This is a genomic window from Streptacidiphilus fuscans (assembly GCF_015690355.1).
In the GTDB taxonomy this organism is placed as follows: Bacteria; Actinomycetota; Actinomycetes; order Streptomycetales; family Streptomycetaceae; genus Streptacidiphilus; species Streptacidiphilus fuscans.
Map to the genome: position 1 here is coordinate 122,966 of NZ_JADPRT010000005.1, position 22,611 is coordinate 145,576.

Consider the following 22,611-nt stretch of genomic DNA (forward strand, 5'->3'; position numbering starts at 1 on the left):
TGGCAGCCCATAAACTTCCCCGGATGTTTGTCTAGCGTATCGGGTTATGTATGCGCAGAAGAACGGGACGACCGTCGCTGCCGGGCTGGTGCTCGGCGCGGCGGTGCTGTGGGGCACGGTGGGCCCCGCCCAGGTGCTGGCCGACACATCACTGGGCCCGGCGGCCCTGGGCGGATGGCGGCTGCTGCTGGGAGGCATGGTGCTGGGGGTCTTCACGGCCCGGAGCCCGGTCAGGCTGCGTGCTCTGACCGCGCGCTCGGCCTTGTGGCCGCTGCTGGTGTGCGCGCTGTCCACCGGCCTGTACCAAGTGGCCTTCCTCTGCTCGGTCTCACGGACCGGGGCGGCGCTGGCCACCGTGGTCGCCCTGGGCAGCGCACCGGCCGCCACCGGTCTGTGTGCACGCTGGGCCACCGGTGAGCGGGTCGGGACCACCTGGCTGGTGAGCACGGGCGCTGCCGTGGTCGGCTGCGCCTTGCTGCTGGCCCCAGGCAGCGATGCGGTGGACGTCCCCGGCCTGCTGCTGGGGATGGTGGCCGGGGTCTGCTACGGCCTGTACACGGTCTTCGCCAAGCGGCTGGCCTCCGACAACCCGGCGGTGCATCTGCCGACCGTCGCCGCCGTCTCCCTGACCGCCGGCGGGCTGATGCTGCTGCCCTGGATGGCCACCGACACCGCCGGACTGTCCGATGCCAGGTCCCTCGCCCTCATCGCGTGGCTGGGCCTCGCCACCACCGCCGCCGCCTACTGGTTGTTCTCCACCGGCCTGGCCCGCCTGAGTGCGGCCGCGGTCGGCACGCTCAGCCTCGCCGAACCGCTGGCCGCCGCCCTGCTCGGTGTGCTGGTGCTTGGCGAACACCTGTCGTCCACCGCCTTGGCCGGCTGCGCGCTGCTGCTGGGCGGGCTGGCCGCCGCATCCCTTCCGCATCCCTGGCAGGCGTCCCGTACGACCACGACTGGGAAAACCAGGCGGGCTTTCGACTCGCGCTCCGCGCCCGTCCTGGGCGCGCGTCGAGCGACGCCCGATCCCGTGCCGCCCGCCTCCAGCTGAATCCCTCGACCCGATAGACCGCACAGCCCGAAGGAGCCCTTTCCGTGTCCACTCCGCAGCTGTCCAGCGAGGACATCCGTACTGACCTGTCGACCCGGAAGGCGAAACTCAAGTGGGTCATCGTCGTCGACGAAACCATGGCCGCCGGACGCCTGGTGAATGCAGCCGCCTGCATGGCCGCAGCCGTCGGCAAAGCCCTCCCCGACCTGGTCGGACGCGACGGCGAGGACGCCTCCAACGTCCCCCACCCCGGTCTGCCCTGGGCAGGCTGCTCCGTCCTGGCCGCCGACGCACACACCCTCCACACTTTGCGGGCCGAAGCCACCGCCAAGGGAGACGAGTTGCTGATCATCGACATGCCTGAACTCGCGCAGGCCTCACGCGTCTACGACGAGTACCTCGACCAGCTCGCCAGCACCAAGAACGAGGATCTGACCTACTGCGCCATCAGCCTCGTCGGCCCTCGCAACAAGATCGACAGACTGGTCCGCAAGCTCCGTCTGCTCCGCTGACCCACACCGCCATAACCCCGACGAAAATTGCCAGCCTGCCACCGGGCAGCGCACTCAGGCACTGGACGGTCAGTCATTGCCCGTCGCCTCATCGTCAAGGGTCGTCCGTCGAGAATGTCACCGCCCCGCGCTCGCCCCATAGCCTTGACCGCCTCCGAGCGCCACCGGTTGAAGAAAATGGCCTACGACTGTCAGCTGGCTGCAATCCCCGGACACCTGGAGCGGCTGCCCGGCCGGCGCCAACCAGGAGTACTCCGCCCGCGCGCTCGGGAACCGGGTCAACCCGCTGTACAACCCCGGCAGCCCCACCACGGCAGGACACTGGACCAAGGCCAGCTTCACCTTCACCCCCACCGACTACCTGTCCACCCTGGAGTTCGCCTCCAAGAACAACGGCGGCGGCTGCGGCCCCCTGATCACCGACGTCGCGGCACGCCAGAGCCCCTGACGTTCCGCCATTCCCGCGTGCCCATTGGGGCACGCGGGAACCCTCAAAGCCGGTACCGAGCTCGACCAGACCCCGCGTACCGCCCAGCCGACGACGAGCCAGAGGACATGTGGGAAGACGTGGCCACCCGTACGGACTCGATCCGATCGGTGAGGAAGTTGTTGGTCGCCTGCCGTCCATGGCCCTACCTCCGCGGGCTGTCGAGGGCGCGAAGGTGTTGATGGAGAACCGGTATCCCGCTACCGCCCGGTGGCCGCTTTGACTGACACGGCTGCGCGGCACGGAGTACGAGCGCGTCGCATGGCAGACGCTTCGTCAACCACCCTGAACTCACCACATCCGACCCACGACGTCCACTCAGTGGCTTTGTAACTGAGGGCGGGAGTCGTTCCGAGCTGATTGCGGGAGTCACCTTCTGACCGAGTTTGCCGTGTCGGTTTGTTTTGACGTCAGTAGGGCTCTTGCGGTGGGAGCGTGGAGTGTGCATCTCCCGTAGGGGGGCTCGATGTCGGAGTCGAAGGTAGATCTCTACGCCGCCATTCGCCGTGACCACGACCGCAACGGACTGTCCCAGCGAGCCCTGCAGCACAAGTACAACGTCACCTGGCGAACGGTTCGCCGGGCCCTGAACGGGCAGTGGCCCGAGCCTCGGAAGAAGCCACGCTAGCGCGAGTCCCGGCTGGACCCGTACAAGCAGCTGATCGCTTACATGCTGCGGGCGGATCTGGACGCGCCGGCGAAGCCGCGGTGGGACGCTTCGCTAGAGCTCGATATGCCCGGCCTGCCACCATTCAAGATACTTGGCGAGGCTCGGTGCCACCCAAGTGCGACTGTCAGTCTCGTGATCCCACACGAACACGTCGGGTCGGCGGACGGCGGACAGGAGCGCGAACAAGTCCCCGTTCCCAGCATCGGCGAAGAAGATCAGGGGGTCGAAGGGCATATACAGAGCCGCGAACTCCTCATCCTGGCGCAGGGTCAGATTCTCCGAGGCGATCCTGTCTGCGGACCAGACGAGCCCCGCCCCGTATTCGCCTTCGACGCCGTCGCTCTCGCGGAGCAGAGCCGCGAGGTCTATCGGCAGTGCATGACCAAGAGCGTCAGCACAGCTCTGCAGAGAAGATTCGGAGGCCGGGGACCGCAAGACTGTCGGCCCCGGCAACGAGCTGACCAGCTCGATCCACATGTTTGCTCATCCCAACTGGAAGATCACCGCCCGGACAGTATGACGGCCGGCCTCACTCGACTGGACCGGCGCTGCCCGGGAGAGCGAGACGGATCCGGCGTCGCTCCGGTTCCACCTCGGCGATCTGCACGGTCAACTCGTCCCCGATCCTGAAGCTCTCACAGGGACGCGGCAGTTCGGATATGTGGACCAGACCGCTCATGCCGTCATCGACGCCCACGAAGACCCCGAACGGGACAACCTTCGTGACGCGACCGGTCAGGACACTGCCGACCCGATCGACCCGGTCCAACCATGGGTTGGACTGGAGGGCGATCAAGGAAAGTACAGCCTGTCCGCGCGTCTCGGACTCCACATCCAGCACCTCGGCGGTCACCCGCTGGCCCACCGCCAGGACCTCGTCCGAGGGGAGCCACTGCCACGACACCTCGGGCAACGGAATGATCCCCGCCATCGACTCCGGCGCCCCATCAAGATCGACCAACACACCGAACTGCTCGACCGACACGACAACCCCGGACCGCACCTCACCGCGACGAAGCGTCGACAGGAACTTCTTGAGGGCCGGAGACGGGAGCTGGTCAGTCACAGAGGCGACCATACGCCCGTCCTCGAACGGATGAGCGACATCAAAACTCACCGACTTTGTCACCCATAAGCCGAGGAAGTGACTCCCGGATTCACTTCGAAACGACTCCCAAAGAAACCGGCACAGCCAACTCAGCACGTCCGCGGCGCTTCGCCCATATGACTGAAGCGTTCCCTGACAGTTCGTCAGCTAGGTCAGCATTGAGTCAGCATTCGGACTGGAACAGAAGACGGCACATGGGATTCACGACAAGGGCACGAGCCCTTCGGCTCCCCGAGGTTCCCGCGGTCGCATGACCGGGGCATTCTGAACCTGTTGCTTCAGCCCCGCTTTCCCGAACCGCCGAGAAGGCTGAATCCCCGCAGGTCACAGGCAGTGCAGGCAGTCCCATAGAGGTGCTTGCCCGGGGTTCCCCGTTGGGGCTCGCCCTCCTTGCAGGCGCGGGGCCCACGTCGGGTCCCTGCCATGCACTATCGTGCGGATCGTCCACGGAGAAGTCGGGCATATCACAACCCAGGCGCTTCTTCCCTGCCCAGGGGCGTGTCGCACCCTCCGTGGTCAGCAAGGGGTCCGTCAGGCCGGGTGGGTTCCGTTCGTGACGTGTTGCTCGACCCATACCGTCTTCCCGGTCGGCGTGAACCGCACGCCCCAGCGGTCCGCGAATTGCGACACGATGTAGAGCCCGCGGCCGCCCTCGTCCGTGGTCCGGGCGTGGCGCAGGTGGGGGCTGGAAGCCGCGCCGTCGCTGACCTCGAGCGTCAGGTCGTCGGCGTGGATCAGTCCCAGGCGGCACGGCGGTCTGCCGTAGCGGACGACGTTGGTCACCAGCTCGCTCACCAGGAGTTCGGTGGTGTGCGAGACCTCCTCGGGAAGCCCCCAGCGTCCCAGCTGCGCCCGGACGAGCCTGCGCGCCAGTGCCGGGGTGCGTTCATCGGCGTCCAGGACCCAGTCCACGGCGCCGTCGCCGGCCAGTCCTGTGGCCCGGCCCAGGAGCAGGACCACCGCCCCCGCCTCGCCGGCGACCTCCGCGGCGAGCAGGGCCTGGTCGCACTGCTCGCGCAGCAGGCGGCCGACGGGCACGAGGCGGTCCCGCAGGCCCTGAGTGCCGAGGGCGGTGAACAGTTGCGGAGTGGCGAGCGCGACCACCGTGCCGTCGGGGACGGGCATCCGGGCCGCAGCGAAGGGCGCGGTCTCGGAGGTGCCGAGCCGCGGCCCGTCGGGGAGGCCCACGTCGGGGAGGTCCACGTCGGTGAGGGATCCGTCCGGGGGGATGAGGACCAGTCCGGGGTGTCCCGCGCGGGCCACGGTGAGGGTGCCGGCCACCGGGTCGTAGACCGCGCACAGGCAGCTCGCCGTCAGCGACTGCTCCCGCAGCGGGTCGGCCGCGGGCAGAGCGCGTCGCTCAGCTGCCAGTTGCCGGGTGGTCTCGTCCAGGCGGGCGAGGAGCTCGTCGGGTTCGAGGTCGAGTGATGCCAGGCAGCGCAGTGCGGTGCGCAGTTGGCCCATGGTCGCGGAGGTGTGGATGCCGGAGCCGTCGACCTCGCCGATGACCAGGGCGGTGCGGGCGCTGGATATGGGGATGACGTCGTACCAGCCGCCGGTGGCCGGATGCGTGGCCAGATGCCCTTGGGCGGTCTCCAGGCCGACGGTGGGCTGGGGTGCCTGCGGCAGGAATCGTCGCGCGACGGTGGCGGCCACCGCGTGCTCCCGGGTGTAGCGGCGCGAGTTGTCCAGGCACAGGGCGACGTAGTCGGTCACCGTCGCGGCCATGGCCGTGTCCTCCTGGGTGAAGGAAGGCGAGCCCTGCCACCGGTACAGGCTCACCAGGCCGAGCAGCGTGCCGCGCACGATGAACGGCGCCACCAGCACCGCGACCGGCGCTGCCCCGCGCAGGGCGGCGACGTGGTCGGCGGCATGCAGCCAGGCCGCATCGCCCTCCACCGTGACCGTGACCGGTCTGCCCTGCGCCAGCGCAAGGCCGGCGGGCGACGCCGCGTCGGGCACATGCGAGGACCCGAGCGGTCCACTCCCCCGACCGGTGCCGCGACGTCCCACGGCCGCGCAGTGCAGGGCCGTGAACTGCGGTGCGGGCAGCAACGGAGGATCATCGCCCGTCATCACGGCGTCGACGACCTCCACGACCACCGCATCGGCCGTCCCGCCCGCAAGGACGCCGGCCAGCTCCCGGCAGATGTCGACCGCGTCCAGTGAGGCGCCTGCCCGTGCCCGTACCGCGTCCAGGACCTGTGAGCCCGCCTCCGCTGCCGCCTCTTCCGTCACGTCCACCACGGCCGCCGCCAACCCGAGGACCGGCCCCGCCTCTGACCGCAGCCGGAACAGCGACACCGAGAAGGTGCGCGCCGGCGCCGGGTGCGGGTCGATGAACGCCCTCACACGCCGTTCCAGCACGGGCCGCCCGTCCTCGAGCACCGAACGCGCCAGAGCCTCCACCGCGTCGGGATCCTCCAGCGCGAACAGCTCCCGCAGAGGCAGTCCGGCCATGTCCCCGGCATCGCGACCCCGCATGGCCGCCGTCGCCGGATTGATACGCACCAGCCGCAGGTCGGCGTCGAAGATCTGCAGCCCCAACGGCGACTGACTGAACATCGCGTCCAGCGTCAGCCCCTCAGCCGGCTCCTCCACCGGGCTCACCGACCCAACCACCCACTCGCCCGCCCTGGTCCCCGGCGGGACGAGCAACTGCCTGACCGGCAGTCCAGCACGGAGCAGCCCACGGCCTCGTTCATGGCCACCATGATCCCCGACATACGGCCCAGCCCACGGCATTGCAGACATCAGCGCGCCGCCCCGGGGAAGGCGGCGCGCGCTAGCCGACGAGCTGCGCGACGCTCCTGCCGACGAGCCAGAGACCGAGGAGCAGGGCGATCACGACGACGGCCTGGTCCTCATGCCTCTCGATCCAGGCTCTGAACCCCGTCAGCCGGTCCTGGGCGGTCATCGGGCAGAAGGTGGCGTAGATCTGCATCGCCAGCAGGCTCCCCGTGGAGAGCAGGCAGAATCCCGTCAGGGCCAGGTAGCTGGTGACCATGGACATGTCCGCATCGACCACGGTCGCGCAGCCCGCCGCGATGAGCCCCCACGGCTGCACCAGGAAGGCCAATCCGGCCGCGGACCAGACGGAGACGCTGTTCAGCCGGGTGGCCCAGGCGGGCGGCTTGCGGGGGCGCCCGAGCCGACGACGCCGGTGCTCGCCATAGGTCACGAGTCCGACACCGATCGCCAGTTTGACGGCGAGGACGGCGGTCGACGGAGCGGACCCGCGCGTGGGCGGGGTACCGCCGGTCGTCACGAGCACCAGTGCGAGAACCAGCACGAGGGACGCGAGCCACGCCGTGATGAAGGCGAGCCCCTTGCGCACGCCCCGCTCCACGGACAGCAGGAGGATGAACGCGACGATCGGCACCGGCTCCAGCGTGACGGCCAGGCCGATCAGGACGAGGTCGAGAACCATGTCAGTCGGTGAGCCTCAGAGGCGAGGTGTGCTCATCAGGCCCTCCTGGGCGGGCAGCTGACACCCCAGGGCCGGGTGTCGGGCACCATCACAGCACCCATCGATGAGCCTCGCACATCCGGCGCGACCACGAAGCGCCCAGAACGCCAGGGCACCGGAGGATCGGCGCGGTCAGGAGAGGCGAAGGGGTGGGACGCGTCGGATAGTTGAAGAGGGGGACCTCCTTCGATTGGACGGTCATGGACCGCTACCCTCCGATTGCCGAGCACGGGCTGGTGGGCGACCTGCAGACCGCAGCCCTGGTCTCCTCGCAGGGAGTCGTCGACTGGTTCGCCGCTCCGCGGTTCGACTCCCCGAGCATCTTCGCCGCCCTGCTCGACCACGACAAGGGCGGCTACTTCCGTATCGCGCCGGACGCGCCGGACGACTCGCGCAAGCAGCTGTACTACCCGGACACGGCCGTCCTGGTCACCCGGTTCATGTCGCCGGACGGAGTCGGCGAGGTCCTCGACTGCATGGACCCGGCAGGCTCGGAAACCGTCACGGACCGGCACACCCTCATGCGCGCGATCCGCTCGGTCAGGGGCACCGTCCGGTTCACCCTGGAGTGCCGTCCGCGCTTCGACTACGGCCGCGTCACCCACGACCTGGACCTCACGAACGACGGCGCGGTGTTCCGCGCTCCTCAGAACACCGCTTACCTGCAGGCCACCTTCCCCATCGAGCGCGACGCCAGCGACGCCGTGGGCGCCGTGACCCTCCACGAGGGTGAGACCGCGGTGGTCGTCTTCACCGTCTGCGGCGCTGTCGGGCCCCCGCCGCCGCCCGTGACCACTGCCGAGGCGGAGGAGAAGCTCTGGGGAGTGGTCGACCACTGGCAGCGCTGGACGCGTGGGTCCCGTTACCGCGGTCGCTGGCCGGACATGGTCAACCGGTCCGCCATCACCCTCAAACTGCTCACCTACGCTCCCACCGGCGCGCCGGTCGCCGCGGCAACGATGGGCCTGCCCGAGCAGGTCGGCGGGGAACGCAACTGGGACTACCGCTACACCTGGGTCCGCGACGGTTCCCTTTCCATCCGGGCCCTGCTCGACCTCGGATTCACCGAGGAGGCGACCGCGTTCGCCCACTGGATCCGCAACCGGCTCATCGCCGAGCGGCAGCAGGGCGGCAAAGAAGCGCTCAAGATCATGTACCGGGTCGACGGGGAGCCCATCCTGACCGAGGAGATCCTCGAACACTTCGAGGGATACCGCGGCTCCTATCCCGTTCGGGTCGGCAACGCGGCCGCGGACCAGCTCCAACTCGACATCTACGGCGAGGCGCTCTACGGCCTCTCCCAGGGCCGGACTATCGGCATGCAGGCCGACTACCGCGGCTGGAAGGCCGTCAGGGACGGCCTGGACTGGCTGGCCGACTCCTGGGACCGTCCCGACGAGGGCATCTGGGAGACCCGAGGCGGGCGCAAGGACTTCACCTACAGCCGGGTGATGTGCTGGGCCGCCTTCGACCGCGGACTGCGCATGGCCGCCGAGTTCAGCCGGCCCGCCGACACGGAGCGCTGGACCAAGGCCCGGGACGCCATCCTGGAGCAGGTCATGTCGCGCGGCTGGAGCGAAACGGACAAGGCCTTCGTGCAGCACTACGGCGCGGGCGCCGTCCTGGACGCCTCGCTGCTGCTGATGCCCCGGGTGGGCTTCGTGGCGCCCCGCGACCCCACGTGGCTGTCCACCCTGGACGCGATGGACCGCACGTTGGTCTCGGACAGCCTGGTCTACCGCTACGACCCGGCCGCCTCCCCCGACGGCCTGCGTGGCTCGGAGGGCACCTTCAGCCTGTGCACCTTCCTCTACGTGGACGCACTCGCCCGCGCCGGCCGCCTGCGCCAGGCCCGCTACACCTTCGAGAAGATGCAGACCTACGCCAACCACGTCGGCCTGTTCGCCGAAGAGGTCGGCCCCAGCGGCGAGCAACTGGGCAACTTCCCGCAGGCTTTCACGCACCTCTCGCTCATCACCGCAGCCACCACCCTCGACGAGGCCCTCGACAACCCAGACGGCTGACACCGCAGGCCGGGGCACACTCGAATGGCCTAGGCCCTGCACACGACCGGCTACGTGACGAGCGCCGGCCCGGCGTGTCGCCTTCAGGCTTGACGGAGAGTCACTAGCGTTCCGGACAAGCCGGACAGACGGCTGTCCAGCACCAACGTGCCCCCGTGCGCTCGACCGGTGCAGGGCCGCGCACGAGGAGAACAATGCAGGCAGCAGAGCCCACCGTCGTGACCGACGCGATCGCGGCGCAACGCAAGCCGCCGTCCCCCGGCCAGATCATGGTCAAGTGGATGACCACCACGGACCACAAGACCATCGGGTCGCTCTACATCATCACGTCGTTCGGATTCTTTCTCGTCGGCGGTGTCCTGGCGCTGCTGATCCGCAGCCAACTGATCCGGCCGGACAACGACCTGCTGACGAACGAGCAGTTCAACCAGGCCTTCACCATCCACGGCACGATCATGCTGCTGATGTTCGCGACGCCGCTCTTCGCCGGCTTCGCGAACTGGATCATGCCGCTGCAGATCGGCGCTCCCGACGTCGCCTTCCCCCGCCTCAACGCCTTCGCCTACTGGCTGTACCTGTTCGGCTCCCTGATCGTCGTCGCCGGGTTCCTCACGCCCGACGGTGCGGCCGACTTCGGCTGGTTCGCCTACTCGCCGCTGTCGGACGCGATCCACAGCCCCGGCATCGGCGGCGACATGTGGATCATGGGTCTGACCTTGTCCGGCTTCGGCACCATCCTCGGCTCCGTCAACTTCATCACGACCATCCTCTGCATGCGTGCCCCGGGGATGACGATGTTCCGGATGCCGATCTTCGTCTGGAACGTGCTGCTCACCGCGGTCCTGGTCCTGCTGGCCTTCCCGGTGCTGGCGGCCGCGCTGCTGGCGCTGGAGGCGGACCGCAAGTTCGGCGCCCACGTCTACGACCCGGCCAACGGCGGGGCGATCCTGTGGCAACACCTGTTCTGGTTCTTCGGGCACCCCGAGGTGTACATCATCGCGCTGCCGTTCTTCGGCATCATCTCCGAGATCGTGCCGGTCTTCTCGCGCAAGCCGATGTTCGGTTACCAGTCGCTGGTCGCGGCCACCATCGCCATCGCGGGGCTCTCAGTCACGGTCTGGGCCCACCACATGTACGTCACCGGCGCGGTGCTGCTGCCGTTCTTCGCCTTCATGACGTTCCTGATCGCCGTACCGACCGGCGTCAAGTTCTTCAACTGGATCGGCACCATGTGGCGCGGCTCGCTGAGCTTCGAGACCCCGATGCTGTGGACCATCGGCTTCCTGGTGACCTTCGTCTTCGGTGGTCTGACGGGTGTTCTGCTCGCCTCCCCGCCGATCGACTTCCACGTCTCGGACTCGTACTTCGTCGTCGCCCACTTCCACTACGTGGTCTTCGGCACCGTCGTCTTCGCCATGTTCGCGGGCTTCCACTTCTGGTGGCCGAAGTGGACCGGGAAAATGCTGGACGAGCGCCTGGGCAAGATCTGCTTCTGGATGCTGTTCATCGGCTTCCACACCACCTTCCTGGTGCAGCACTGGCTCGGGGCCGAGGGCATGCCGCGCCGCTACGCGACCTACCTTCCCCAGGACAACTTCACCACCCTCAACGTGATCTCGACCATCGGCTCCTACCTCCTGGGCACCTCGCTCCTGCCGTTCCTCTACAACGTCTGGAAGACCGCCAAGTACGGCGAGAAGGTCGAGGTCGACGACCCGTGGGGTTACGGCCGCTCCCTGGAGTGGGCGACCTCCTGCCCGCCCCCGCGGCACAACTTCCTCACCCTGCCCCGCATCCGCTCCGAATCTCCCGCCTTCGAGCTGCACCACCCGGCGATCGCGGCGCAGGACTACATGGAGAACGCGGGCGAGGTGCCCCCGCACCTGGCTGCCGCGATCGAGCGGGAAAAGGGCCAGCACGGGTGAGCGAGCGACCCCACAACAGATTCTCCGCCGCCGAGGTGACCGCGCATCACCCGGAGGCTCCAGACCCGGAACAGGGGCTCCGTCATCTGGAGGGCTTCCTGGTCTGGCAGGCGGAGGCCAAGCAAGCGCGGTCCGCAGCCCAGTGCTTCGCGGACAGACTGCCGTGGCTGACCACCGTTGAACGCGACGAGGTGATCCGTGTCTACGCCGCCGATCATCTGGAGGTCTCGCGTGCCACCGTCTGCCGCCTCGCCGAACGCAGCAAGGTCATGCGGCAGGAGTACACCGACCGCTATTCGGCCCTACGAGCCCGGCTCTTCGGCTGCTGCCTGGCCGCCGTGGCGGTTGCCGTGCTGATCCAGGAACTGCTCCTTGGTCCATGAATCCGTCAGGCCCGGCGAGCCTGGCGTTGAAAAAGCCGCTCCGAGAACCTCAGCGCGAATGCGCTGTAGAGGGCGAGCAGAATCAGCACTCCTCCGGTCACCCAGTCGGTGACCGCGGCGACACCGGCATCGGCATGGCTCGTGTACCCCACAGCAAACGGGGCGGCGACGAGCCATGCGCCCGCCAGCGCGACAACCCCGTCGCTGAGCCGGGAGGGGTCGCGGAGCATGCGGGACAGTCCGTTGAGGAAGACCACGATCCCGACCATGATCTCGTTCAGGTGGGCATTCTGGGCCGCCGCGGTCTGCGGGTAGTCGAGCACCCAGAGGGTGATGAACAACCAGACCCCGATGGCCAGCAGCAGATAGCCGACGGCCTGCCGCTGGTCCGCCCACCACAGCGGCCGGGGCGGGGTGATCGACTTGGGCGGACCAAAGGCGACGCTGACAGACGAGGACGGTGATGTCACAAGCGCCATGGCAATCCCTCCGGCTTCGTGATCGTCGGGTTTTGCGCCGCGGCCGACGTGCCGCAGCACGACCCCTTGGATTATCGCTGCATACGAAACACCACGCCTGGTGAGAGGGCACCAGGCGCGGCAAGGACGCTCGCCCCGGTTCGCGTCCCGTCCTGCTCGACCCGTGGCAGCGCCACCTCATGGACGGGCCCCGGTACTGACGAGAGCGCCGCACCGGCTGCGCTGTTCGGCTGACGCCCGATGGACGTAACAGCGCCACTGCCACGCGTGATGCCTGGTGCATATGTGTATGACGGGGAGCAGCGCTCCAGACGAAACCGGCTGGTCCGAAGCGAGTTCCACAACAGGCCCTAGGAGCAGAGCCGGGATGAGTCAACTCGATCTCGCCAGACTGCAGTTCGCCATGACGTCGATCTACCATTTCCTGTTCGTCCCGGTCACCATCGGGCTGGCCTTTCTCACTGCCCTGCTCCAGACCGGCTGGCATCGGACGGGCCGATCCGAGCTCCTGCAGCTGACCAGGTTCTTCGGCACCCTCCTGGTGATCAACATCGCTGTCGGCGTGGTGACAGGTCTCGTCCAGGAGTTCCAGTTCGGCATGGACTGGTCGCAGTACTCACGGACGGTAGGGGACGTGTTCGGTGCGCCTCTGGCGATGGAGGGGCTGGCGGCCTTCTTCCTCGAGTCCACGTTCCTCGGCCTGTGGCTGTTCGGCTGGGACCGACTCCCCAGGCGGGTACACCTGGCGACCATCTGGATGGTGGCGGTGGGTGGCGCCCTGTCGGCGGCCTTCATCATGGCGGCGAACTCGTGGATGCAGCACCCGGTGGGCTACGCGATCAACTCCTCGACCGGACGTCCCCAGCTCAACGACGTCTGGAAGCTCTTCACCAACCCCGTGTTCCTGCGCGGCTACCTGCACGTGATCCTGGCGTCCGTGGTGACCGGGGCGGCCGTCATGCTGGCCGTCTCGCTGTGGCAGCTGCGCAAGGGAGCGTCCCCGCGCACCTTCCAGTCCTCCGCGCGGCTTTCCCTGGTCGTCCTCGTCCCCGTGATCCTCGTGGCGATGCTTGTGGGCAGCGAACTGGGCGTGACCGAGGGAAAGTACCAGCCGATGAAGATCGCCGGCGCCGAGGCCCAGTGGACGACGTGCCAGCCCTGCTCCTTCTCGCTGTTCCAGATCGGCGGTGGCAAGAACGACCAGACTCCGACGAAGATCATCGAGGTGCCGCACCTGCTCTCGCTGCTGGCGACCAACCACTGGAACGGGAAGGTCCTGGGCCTCGACACCGTCCAGAGCCAGTACCAGGCGCAGTACGGCCCCAGTAGCTACGTCCCGAACATCTTCATCCAGTACTGGTCGATGCGGGTCATGGCCTACCTCGCCGTCGTGGTGCTGCTGGTCGGCCTGTGGGGCCTGTGGCTGATGTGGCGCAGACGGCTCGGCGCCGCGCGGTGGTTCCAGCGGATCGCCGTGTGGGTCGTCGTCCTGCCCTTCCTGATGAACACCGCGGGCTGGTTGCTGACCGAGAGCGGCCGACAGCCGTGGATCGTGCAGGGCATCCAGCTCACCAAGAACGGCGTCTCGCCATCGGTGACCACGGCGACCGTCGCCACCAGCCTGGTGGTGTTCTTCCTGCTCTACGCCGCGCTGGCCGTCGTCGAAGCGGTACTGATGATCCGGTTCGCCCGCAAGGACCTCACGCCCGCGCCCAACGAGGACGAGCCCGTCCCGAGCCTGTCCTACTGACACCCACCCACCGCAGAGGTCTCCGATGGCACTGGCCACCTTCTGGTTCATCCTCACCGCCGTCCTGTGGGCCGGTTTCTTCGTCCTGGAGGGGTTCGACCTGGGCGTGGGAATGCTGCACAGCTTCGTGGCCCGGGACGAAGCAGGGCGGCGGGCGGCCATCAACACCATCGGACCTCTGTGGGACGGCAACGAGGTCTGGCTCATCGTCGCGGCAGCGGCGATGTTCGCGGCGTTCCCGGCCTGGTACGCGACCATGTTCTCCGGCTTCTACCCGGTGATGATCCTGCTGCTGGTCGGGCTCATCCTGCGCGGCGTCTCCTTCGAGTTCCGCGGCAAGGTGGACAGCGCGCGCTGGCGCCGCACCTGGGACGCCACCCTCACCTGCGGCAGCCTGCTGGTCCCCCTGCTGATCGGTATCGCCCTGGGCGGCCTGCTGCACGGCGTTCCGATCGATCAGAACCAGGAGTTCACCGGCAACGTCGGGGACCTGTTCTCCGGGTACTCCGTGTTCGCCGGCGTCACGCTCGTCCTGCTGTGCCTCCTGCACGGCGCGGCGTTCATCGCGCTCAAGACGACGGGCACGGTAGAGGGCGGTGCGTCCCTGCTGGCCCGGCGGATCGCACCGCTCACCGCCCTGGCCGTGCTGGCTTTCCTTCCCTGGACACATTCGACCGCGGGAGACGGCGTGCTGCCCAGCATTCTCGGGTTCGTCGCCGTCATCGCCGTTCTCGCCGCGGTCTGGTTGGTCAATTCGCGGCATGAGGGGTGGGCCTTCGTTGCCACCACGGTCACGATCGCGACGACCGTCCTGTCGATGTTCGTCGACCTCTACCCCCGGCTGATGGTGTCGAGCACCAACTCCGCCTACAACCTGACCGTGCACAACAGCGCGTCGGGGAACTACGCGCTGAAGGTGATGACGGTCGTCGCAATCGTGTTCTTCCCCCTGGTGCTGCTCTACCAGAGCTGGACGTACCACGTCTTCCGGCTGCGCATCTCGGCCGACCACTTCACCTCCTCGGCCGAAGCGGAGTAAGTCCCGGTCGTCGCCCGGCGCGTCCCGAGCGACGCGGATGCCGAATCTGGGTCGGCCCGCGATGATCTGTCCTGAGGGCACCAGCGAGCGTCCGGCAGCCGTTCCGCCCGGTGCGGAGTTCGCACGGGAAGCTCTGATCGCCCCGGTAGCCGTCAGGCCCGCTGGCGCTGGGGCCCCAGCCAGACCGGTCAGGAGTCCTGCGATGTCCGAGGAGAAGGCCCCCGCCCCGGGGAAGCCCCCGGCAATCACCACAGACCCGCTCAGGCTCGTCCGCAGCCGCGGGTACCTGATGGTGCTCCTGATCGCCGCAGTCCTGGGTGTCCCGATTTCGGCGGCGGCCTTCGGCTTCCTCGCACTTGTCAACGAGCTCCAGTCGCTGACCTACACGGACCTGCCCAAGGCTCTGGGCTTCCACGGCACGCCCAACTGGTGGCCGATTCCGCTGCTGGCCGTGGCCGGGCTCCTCGTCGGCCCGATCGTCCGGTACCTTCCCGGCAACGGCGGGCACGAGCCCGCCAAAGGCTTCGTGGCGTCCGGTCCGACCCCGACCGCCGAGCTGCCCGGTGTCGCACTCGCCGCCGTGGTCTCACTGAGCCTCGGTGCTGTCGTCGGCCCCGAGGCCCCGCTCATCGCCATCGGCAGTGGCTTGGCCGTCGCCGCACTGCGGGTGGCGCGGAAACCGTTCCCGAAACAGGCGAGAACCGTCGTCGGATCCTCCGGGAGCTTCGCCGCGATCAGCACCCTGCTGGGCTCGCCCCTGCTCGGGGCGTTCCTGCTGATGGAGATGTCCGGCCTGGGCGGACCGATGCTCGGCATCGTCCTCGTGCCCGGCCTGCTCGCCTCCGGCATCGGCGCGCTCATCTTCACCGGCCTGGGGTCGTGGACGGGTCTGGGCACCTACTCGCTGGTCCTGCCCGACGTCCCCCATGCGGCCCGACCGGACGCCGCCGAGTTCGGATGGGCGCTGCTGATCGGAGTGGCGGCGGCCCTTCTCGGCTACGGGATCCGGTGGCTCGCGGTCCACCTGATGAAACTGGTCCAGCCGCGACGGCTGCCGGCCACCGTGCTCGCCGGCGTCGTCGTCGGTCTGATCGCCCTCGTCTACGCGGAGTGGACCGGCCACGCGGCATCGGGAGTCCTGTATTCGGGGCAGAGCGGACTCGGCTCCCTGCTGGAGAACAGCGCACAGTATTCGGCGGGCGGCCTGGTGGTGCTCGTCGCCTGCAAGGCGCTCGCCTACTGCGTGTCGATGTCGGCCTTCCGCGGCGGCCCGATCTTCCCCGCCATGTTCGTCGGCGCGGCCGCAGGCATCGCGTTCTCCCACCTGCCCGGGCTCGGCGAGACCGCCGGGCTCGCGATGGGCGTGGGCGCGATGTCCGCCGCGATGCTCAAGTTCCCGATGGTCTCCCTGCTCCTGGCCACCCTGCTGCTGGGCAAAGAGGGGATCACCGTGATGCCGCTGGTGATCGTGGCCGTCGTGGTCTCCTACGTGCTCACGCTCAGGCTGACCCCGCCGTCAGCCGCCGGAGGCGCCCCGGGGGCGCAGGCGTCAGGGTCGGAGCCCTCCGGGTCGGCGCAGGGTGAGCCGTCCGGGGGCGAGGGCGGCCGCTCGACCGGGTGACTTACCCGTGTCGCTTTCGCCTCGCCCGCGCGCCGACCAGCAGAACGGCGCGGGCAGGTGCCGGCCCCGTGGCCGAACCGCTGCGCTGGGGTCTGACCCCCTGGGGCGCTTGGGCCTTGGAGACTCCGTAGGCCGGGCTCCGTCCTCGGAAGCGTCGTTCAGTCCGCACCCCGCATCAGCCGCGCCACGTCCAGTGGGTCCTCGCCCAGGGCCACCAGGCGTTCGGCGAGACGGCGGATCTGGGCGTCCTTCTCGGTCTCTTCGGCCGCGATGTTGGCGAGGGCCTCATGGGAACCGTGGTCGGCACCGCTGTCGAAGACGCGGAGGACGAAGTCCGCGGCAGCCGCGCGGTCCAGATCCTTGGTGAGGGCCAGTAGTTCGGACGTGTAAGTGACAGCCGGATGATCTTCCATGGGACCATTCGAAGCCTTGACACGCTCGGCCGCACGCGCAAACCCCACGGGAGCGCACGGCCATGGAGCGCCCCGGCCGCGCCGGATACGCCATCGGGCGGACGGCGGATACCTCCGTCGGTCGAACGAAGCATGCGCCTGCGTGCGGCCGACCGTTCCGGATGGTTGTGTCGCGAGGGCAGGTTCGACCGGTCCAGGCGATCGGGCATACCAACGACGGGAGACGACCGTGACCCAACCGGCGGACAGCGGACGGCGGCCCGAGGCACTGCCGCTTCTCAGGGGGCAGAAGGCGCTGGTGACCGGGGCCAACTCCGGCATCGGCCTGGCCACCGCGATCGCACTGGGCCGCGCGGGGGCGGATGTGGTCGTCAACTACGTCTTCGGCCGAGAGGCGGCCGAAGACGTGGTCAGCAAGATCCAGAGCTTCGGCGTCCGGGCGTTCGCACACGAGGCGGACGTGTCCGACGAAGGCCAGGTCGTCGGGATGTTCGCTCGCATGCTGGAGGAGTTCGGCACCATCGACGTCCTGGTGGCCAATGCCGGCCTCCAGCGGGACGCCGCGCTGACGGACATGACCGTCGAGGAGTGGCACAAGGTCATCGATGTGAACCTCACCGGCCAGTTCCTGTGCGCGAGGGAGGCGGCGAAGGAGTTCCTGCGCCGGGGCGTCGTTCCGGAGGTTTCCCGTTCCGCGGGGAAGATCGTCTGCATGAGCTCGGTGCACCAGATCATCCCCTGGTCCGGCCACGCGAACTACGCCGCCTCCAAGGGCGGCGTCCTGATGCTGATGCAGACCCTGGCGCAGGAGCTCGGGCCGCACGGGATCCGGGTCAACGCCGTGGCGCCGGGCGCCATCCGCACCCCCATCAACCGCAGCGCGTGGGACACTCCCGAGGCCGAGCAGAACCTCCTGAAGCTGATCCCCTACCGTCGGGTCGGCGACCCGGACGACATCGCCGACGCGGTGACCGTGCTCGCGTCCGACCTGATGGACTACGTCGTGGGGACGACGATCTACGTCGACGGCGGGATGACTCTCTTCCCCGGCTTCGCCACCGGAGGCTGAACAGAACAGCCGCTCACGAGGTGTGTGGTGACGCAGAATCAGATTCTGGCGGGCCTGGGGCTCATCGTCGTGCTCGCAGTCGGATCCCAACTGCTGGCGCGCCGGCTGCGCATCCCCGCACTCATCGTCCTGCTGCCGGTCGGCTTCACCGCCGGAGCGCTCACCAGTGACGTCAATCCGAACCGGTTGCTGGGCGCGGCCTTCTCGCCGATGGTGTCGCTGGCGGTGGCGGTCATCCTCTACGACGCCGGACTCGAACTCGACCTGCGCAGACTCCAAGGGCACACGCGGCGCGTGGTGATCCGGCTGATCTGGATCGGCACGCTGGTCACCTGGGCCTCCGCCGCTGCTCTCGCCGCCCCGCTCCTGGGCATGCCGAAGCGGTCGGCGGTGATGCTGGGAGCGATCCTGGTCGTCTCGGGACCGACCGTCGTCGGGCCCCTGCTCAACTTCGTGCGCCCGACCGAGCGGCTCCAGCGCATCCTGGTCTGGGAGGGGTCGCTGATCGACCCGGTCGGCGGCATCCTGGGGGCGCTCGTCTTCCACGCCGTCGTCTCCAGCACCCACAAGGGCCTTGCCGCCCAGCTGGGAGCGTTCGCGGCGAGCGCCGCGATCGGTCTGCTCGGGGGCGCGGTGGGGGCCGCCGTGCTCTGGACGCTCTTTCGTCGTCTGCAGCTCGGGGAGGTCCTCGGCACAACGGTGCAACTCGCCGCGGCGGTCGGCGTGGCGGCGGCCTGCGACGCCATCCGCGACGACACCGGGCTGATCGCCGCGGTCGTCATGGGGATGGCGCTCGCCAACCTTCCCCGCCTCGACCTGCCGGCGCGTCGACCGTTCTTCGAGACGCTGGTGTCGCTCATCATCGGTCTGCTGTTCATCTCCATCTCGGCCACCGTCACCCCCGCCTCGGTCCAGCACCTGCTGCTGCCCGCGCTGGGCCTGGTCGCCGCTCTGGTCCTGGTGGTCAGGCCGCTTGTCGCGGCCCTCGCCACCGCCCGGACCGACGTTCCGCGCGGCGAGCGCGCGTTCATCGGCTGGATGGCCCCGCGCGGCATCGTCGCCGCGGCCACCGCCTCGACCTTCTCGGCCACGCTGGTTGCCAAGGGCGTCGGCGGGGCCGAGAAGATCCTGCCCGTCACTTTCCTGGTGATCGTCGCCACGGTGACGCTCTACGGCCTGACGGCCTTCCCTGTGGCCAGGCGCCTCGACGTGCTGCGGCCCTCCCGCTCCCGGCCGCTGCTCGTCGGCGGCGAGCCGTGGGCGGTCGATCTCGGACTGGCCCTGCGTTCGGCCGGTCTCGACGTGCTGATGTGGGCGGGTGTCGAGAGCCAGCGGCAGCACATCAGCGCGGCCGGGCTGGAGTTGGCACCCGGGGAACTCTTCGCCGCAGCCACCGGCGAGGGGGCGGAACTGGAGGGGGTCACCGGCGTCCTGCTGCTCACCGAGGAGGACGACTTCAACGCACTGGCTGCGATGACCCTTCGAGGCACGGTCGAGGGCCCCGTCCAGCGCCTCGGGCCACCCACCCGCAGTCACGGCGTGGTTGCCCCGTTCACCGGCGGGGAACCGCTCTTCGGAGCCGCACTCACCCGGGCGGAGCTGGCCCAGCGGTACAAGGCCGGCGCCCGGATCGCTGCACACCTGGTCGACGACGGGATTCCCGCCGGGCACGACGTGTTGTTCCTGGTCCACCCGGACGGCAAGTTCACCCCGGCCACCGAGAGCCACCCGGCGACGCCGGCTGCCGGGGACGTCGTCATCCTGCTCAGTCCTGCCGCCACGCCCCCGCCGATGTAGGCGAAGGGCGCGGCGCCGGGAGGAAGGACGCCGTCCTCAGCGCAGCCGGTCGGTGATGTGGTCACCCACCCGCAGGGCGTTGGCGATGGCGGTCAGTGAGGGGTTCACCGCGCCGATGCTCGGGAAGAAACTCGTGTCCACGACGTAGAGGTTGTCGAGGTCGTGGGCCTTGCAGTTGACGTCGAGAGCCGAACTGGTCGGGTCGGTTCCGAAGCGGACGGTGCCCGCCTGGTGCGCGGTGGCGCCGATCGGCATTCCCTTGTGCAGATAGAGACTGTGCGGCATGAGGTGGTGCGGGTGCATGCCCAGATGTCCCAGCATGCCCTGGAGCTTGCGTTGCAGGTGCTCGAGCGCCTCGATGTTGTTCTTCTCGTCCAGGGCCAGGTGGATGTTTCCGTCTCCGTCCAGGGTGACCCGGTTGTCCGGCTGGGGCAGGTCTTCGCCGCACAGCCAGAAGTCCACGGCGTGGTGCGCCAGAACCTCGAAGGGCATGTCCGGTGAGGCCTTGCCGGCCCAGCGTGGCGCCTCACCGCGGATCTGGTCGGCGTCGGACTTGCCCAGCATCTGGATGCCGCCGAGCGGGTAGTCCCAGTCGTCCGCACCGAGGTACCAGTCGTTCAGTGCGAGGGTCTTCTGGAACTGGGTGTCGTTCGGCTCCTTCGAGACCGCCATCAGCGCAAGGTTGTTGTGCCGCATGTAGTGGCGGCCGACCACGTCCGAACTGTTGGCCAGCCCGAGCGGGTGCCACTCGTTCGCCGACCGCAGCAGCAGCGCTGCGGAGTTGACTGCCCCGCAGGCGACGACGACGATGTCGGCGCTGAAGCCGGTCGTGGTCCCGTCGTCGAGTTCGGCCACCACCTTGGTGACCACACGTCCGGTCGGGTCTGTTTCCAGGCGCCGCACGTTGGCGCCGGTGACCATACGCACGTTGTCGTGCTCCAGGGCCGGCTCGACGCAGATGACCTGCGAGTCGGCCTTGCCGCGCACCAGGCAGGGAAAGCCGTCCACCCGGTTGCACCGGATGCAGACGCTCTCATGGGTGGCGCGGCCGTGCTCGTCCTGGGTGAGGTTCACCCCGATGGGCAGGTGGAAGGGGTGCAGCCCCTGCTTCTCCAGGTCGTCGCTGAGCTGCTGGATCCGCGGCTCGTGCTCGACCGGCGGATAGGCGTACTGCGCGCTGACCGGGCCCTCGCCGGGGTCCTCCCCGTGCCGGCCGTGCACCAGGTAGAGGTGCTCGGCCTGGGTGTAGTAGGGCTCGAGATCCTGGTAGTCGATGGGCCAGGCAGGGGAGATGCCGCCGTGGTGCCGCAGTTCGCCGAAGTCCTCGGGACGCAGGCGGAAGAGGGCGGCACCGTAGAACTTGGTGTTGCCGCCGACGTAGTAGTTGACCTCGGGCTGGAACTCGTTGCCGTGTCTGTCGTACCAGGACTCAGGGGCGAGGTACTTCCCCTTGACGAAGACGGCCGTGGACTCCCAGTTGTCGCGTTCACGCGGCAGGTAGCCACCGCGCTCGAGGATCAGGATCCGCTTGCCGGAGTTGGCGAGCCGATGCGCGATGGTGCCTCCGCCGGCGCCGGTTCCGATGACAATGACGTCGTAGTGCTGCTCGTCGGCCATGCTGGCCTCCGTCCTCAGGTCGTCGGCCTCGCCCCGGCGCGGCCAATCCAGGTCAGAACGCAAGCTATCGGGCGTTACTTCGGCGGGCGCGTCGATCCCCGAGGCGGCGCGGGCCGTTCACCCGATCGCCCAGCACCTCAGAGAACCGCGATCGGGTTGACCGGAGAGCCGGTGGCCGAGGGCAGCCGCAGCGGTGCGATGACGCAGAAGAACGACCAACGGCGCTCCTGCACGCAGAGCGGCACCAGGTCCTCGAACTGGAGGTAGTCGAGGAGATGGAGGCCGAGAGCGTGCACAGCGAGCACGTGCACCGGAAAGGCGACGCCGTCCACCGCACTCGGTGCGCTGTCGTTGTTGCTGTCACTACCGAGCACCGCCACGCGACGATCCGCCAGGAACTCCATCGCGGTGGGATGGAGCCCGGCGCGCGCGTGGGCGGCGTCCCAGGCTCCGGACTCGACTCGCCGTCGCCGGTGGCCGACGCGGACGAAGAGCAGGTCGCCCGCGCCGACCCGCACCTGCTGGGCCTCCTCGGCAGCCACGAGTTCCGCTGCGGTCACCTGGTCACCGGGTTCAAGCCAGGGAACGTCTCGCAGGCGCGGGATGTCGAGCAGCACACCGCGCCCGACGATCCCGTCTCGCGCGAGCTCGACGGACAGGGCGGTGGCTCCGGCGGGTGTCAGCGTGGCCGCCGGGACACCTCCGTACAGCGTGCCGTCGTAGACCACATGGCACAGCGCGTCCAAGTGTGAGTCGGCGTCACCGTGCACGTTCATGCTGAACCGGTCCGTGGCGAAGTGCAGCCCGCGGGGATCCGCTTCCTCCTCGGGCGGACTGGTGAGCCGGTGGCCGGCCGGCTGCGGATTGTCGGGCCCGGGCTCGGTCTCCACCGGTGCGGCCAGGGTGACGGTCCGGCCCGTACGGACTTCGGCGGCCGCCACCCGGATCCGCTCCGGGGTGACGGTGTCCAGGGCACCGCGGGCGCCACCCGGGGCTCGCCCCCGCAACTGCTCGTACAGCACCCGGAATTCATCCTGGCTCATTCGCCCTGCGCCGGAGGACCCGGGCTGCACGTGGGTGTCCATGGACTGCTTTGCTTCCCGTCCGTTCTCGGTCGAACTGCCGGCACGATCCAATATCCGCACGATCCAATATCCGACAGAAGCGGTGATTCCGCCCGACCGGCCAACGGACCTTGGA

Annotated in this window: 18 protein-coding genes; 10 read left to right on the forward strand and 8 right to left on the reverse strand. The window is 68.8% G+C overall.

Annotated elements, in window-relative coordinates:
* Nucleotides 1-46: 46 nt before the first annotated feature.
* On the forward strand, nt 47-1,048 hold the full coding sequence (locus tag I2501_RS13810; protein WP_196194269.1) for a DMT family transporter: 1,002 nt from the start codon (nt 47-49) through the stop codon (nt 1,046-1,048).
* 44 nt (nt 1,049-1,092) lie between these two features.
* Nucleotides 1,093-1,560 carry a DUF2000 domain-containing protein gene (locus I2501_RS13815; RefSeq protein WP_196194270.1) on the forward strand — a complete coding sequence of 156 codons (468 nt, stop codon included), beginning with the start codon at nt 1,093-1,095 and terminating at the stop codon, nt 1,558-1,560.
* Between the two features lie 1,208 nt (nt 1,561-2,768).
* Here the strand turns inward: I2501_RS13815 and I2501_RS13820 are convergent.
* The 4 genes from I2501_RS13820 to I2501_RS13835 form a co-directional block, all read right to left on the reverse strand.
* Nucleotides 2,769-3,194, reverse strand: coding sequence for an SMI1/KNR4 family protein (locus I2501_RS13820; RefSeq protein ID WP_196194271.1), 426 nt, complete (start codon nt 3,192-3,194; stop codon nt 2,769-2,771).
* Between the two features lie 52 nt (nt 3,195-3,246).
* Nucleotides 3,247-3,834: a S1 RNA-binding domain-containing protein gene (locus I2501_RS13825; RefSeq protein ID WP_196194272.1), complete on the reverse strand. Its 588-nt coding sequence runs from the start codon at nt 3,832-3,834 to the stop codon at nt 3,247-3,249.
* Nucleotides 3,835-4,356: 522 nt separating this feature from the next.
* Nucleotides 4,357-6,426 (reverse strand): SpoIIE family protein phosphatase, encoded by a 2,070-nt coding sequence (locus tag I2501_RS13830; RefSeq protein ID WP_196194273.1) that lies wholly within the window; start codon nt 6,424-6,426, stop codon nt 4,357-4,359.
* A gap of 184 nt (nt 6,427-6,610) precedes the next feature.
* Nucleotides 6,611-7,255, reverse strand: a complete 645-nt coding sequence (locus I2501_RS13835; protein WP_196194274.1) for a GAP family protein — start codon at nt 7,253-7,255, stop codon at nt 6,611-6,613.
* A 239-nt stretch (nt 7,256-7,494) separates the two neighbouring features.
* On the opposite strand from I2501_RS13835, the gene I2501_RS13840 reads away from it, so the two are divergent.
* The 3 genes from I2501_RS13840 to I2501_RS13850 all read left to right on the forward strand — a co-directional run bounded on the left by I2501_RS13840 (nt 7,495) and on the right by I2501_RS13850 (nt 11,626).
* A complete protein-coding gene (locus I2501_RS13840) occupies nt 7,495-9,318 on the forward strand; it encodes a glycoside hydrolase family 15 protein (protein WP_196194275.1) in 1,824 nt (607 codons plus the stop codon).
* Nucleotides 9,319-9,512: 194 nt separating this feature from the next.
* Nucleotides 9,513-11,243, forward strand: coding sequence for an aa3-type cytochrome oxidase subunit I (ctaD, locus tag I2501_RS13845; protein WP_196194276.1), 1,731 nt, complete (start codon nt 9,513-9,515; stop codon nt 11,241-11,243).
* Nucleotides 11,240-11,626: a hypothetical protein gene (locus I2501_RS13850; RefSeq protein WP_196194277.1), complete on the forward strand. Its 387-nt coding sequence runs from the start codon at nt 11,240-11,242 to the stop codon at nt 11,624-11,626. Before ctaD ends, I2501_RS13850 begins: the two co-directional genes overlap by 4 nt.
* A gap of 5 nt (nt 11,627-11,631) precedes the next feature.
* On the opposite strand, the gene I2501_RS13855 is transcribed toward I2501_RS13850, so the two are convergent.
* A complete protein-coding gene (locus I2501_RS13855; RefSeq protein WP_196194278.1) occupies nt 11,632-12,165 on the reverse strand; it encodes an SPW repeat protein in 534 nt (177 codons plus the stop codon).
* Nucleotides 12,166-12,472: 307 nt separating this feature from the next.
* Between I2501_RS13855 and I2501_RS13860 the strand changes: the two genes are divergently transcribed.
* The 3 genes from I2501_RS13860 (at nt 12,473) to I2501_RS13870 (ending at nt 16,515) form a co-directional block, all read left to right on the forward strand.
* Nucleotides 12,473-13,855 carry a cytochrome ubiquinol oxidase subunit I gene (locus tag I2501_RS13860; RefSeq protein ID WP_196194279.1) on the forward strand — a complete coding sequence of 461 codons (1,383 nt, stop codon included), beginning with the start codon at nt 12,473-12,475 and terminating at the stop codon, nt 13,853-13,855.
* A gap of 25 nt (nt 13,856-13,880) precedes the next feature.
* Nucleotides 13,881-14,894 carry a cytochrome d ubiquinol oxidase subunit II gene (cydB, locus tag I2501_RS13865; RefSeq protein ID WP_196194280.1) on the forward strand — a complete coding sequence of 338 codons (1,014 nt, stop codon included), beginning with the start codon at nt 13,881-13,883 and terminating at the stop codon, nt 14,892-14,894.
* A gap of 202 nt (nt 14,895-15,096) precedes the next feature.
* Nucleotides 15,097-16,515: a chloride channel protein gene (locus I2501_RS13870; RefSeq protein WP_196194281.1), complete on the forward strand. Its 1,419-nt coding sequence runs from the start codon at nt 15,097-15,099 to the stop codon at nt 16,513-16,515.
* Between the two features lie 158 nt (nt 16,516-16,673).
* On the opposite strand, the gene I2501_RS13875 is transcribed toward I2501_RS13870, so the two are convergent.
* A complete protein-coding gene (locus I2501_RS13875; RefSeq protein WP_196194282.1) occupies nt 16,674-16,928 on the reverse strand; it encodes a hypothetical protein in 255 nt (84 codons plus the stop codon).
* 229 nt (nt 16,929-17,157) lie between these two features.
* On the opposite strand from I2501_RS13875, the gene I2501_RS13880 reads away from it, so the two are divergent.
* Nucleotides 17,158-17,997 carry an SDR family oxidoreductase gene (locus tag I2501_RS13880; protein WP_196194283.1) on the forward strand — a complete coding sequence of 280 codons (840 nt, stop codon included), beginning with the start codon at nt 17,158-17,160 and terminating at the stop codon, nt 17,995-17,997.
* 27 nt (nt 17,998-18,024) lie between these two features.
* Nucleotides 18,025-19,794, forward strand: coding sequence for a cation:proton antiporter (locus I2501_RS13885; RefSeq protein WP_196194284.1), 1,770 nt, complete (start codon nt 18,025-18,027; stop codon nt 19,792-19,794).
* Nucleotides 19,795-19,830: 36 nt separating this feature from the next.
* Here the strand turns inward: I2501_RS13885 and I2501_RS13890 are convergent, their stop codons facing one another.
* On the reverse strand, nt 19,831-21,411 hold the full coding sequence (locus I2501_RS13890) for a GMC oxidoreductase (RefSeq protein ID WP_196194285.1): 1,581 nt from the start codon (nt 21,409-21,411) through the stop codon (nt 19,831-19,833).
* 137 nt (nt 21,412-21,548) lie between these two features.
* A complete protein-coding gene (locus I2501_RS13895) occupies nt 21,549-22,454 on the reverse strand; it encodes a cyclase family protein (protein WP_196194286.1) in 906 nt (301 codons plus the stop codon).
* Nucleotides 22,455-22,611: the final 157 nt, after the last annotated feature.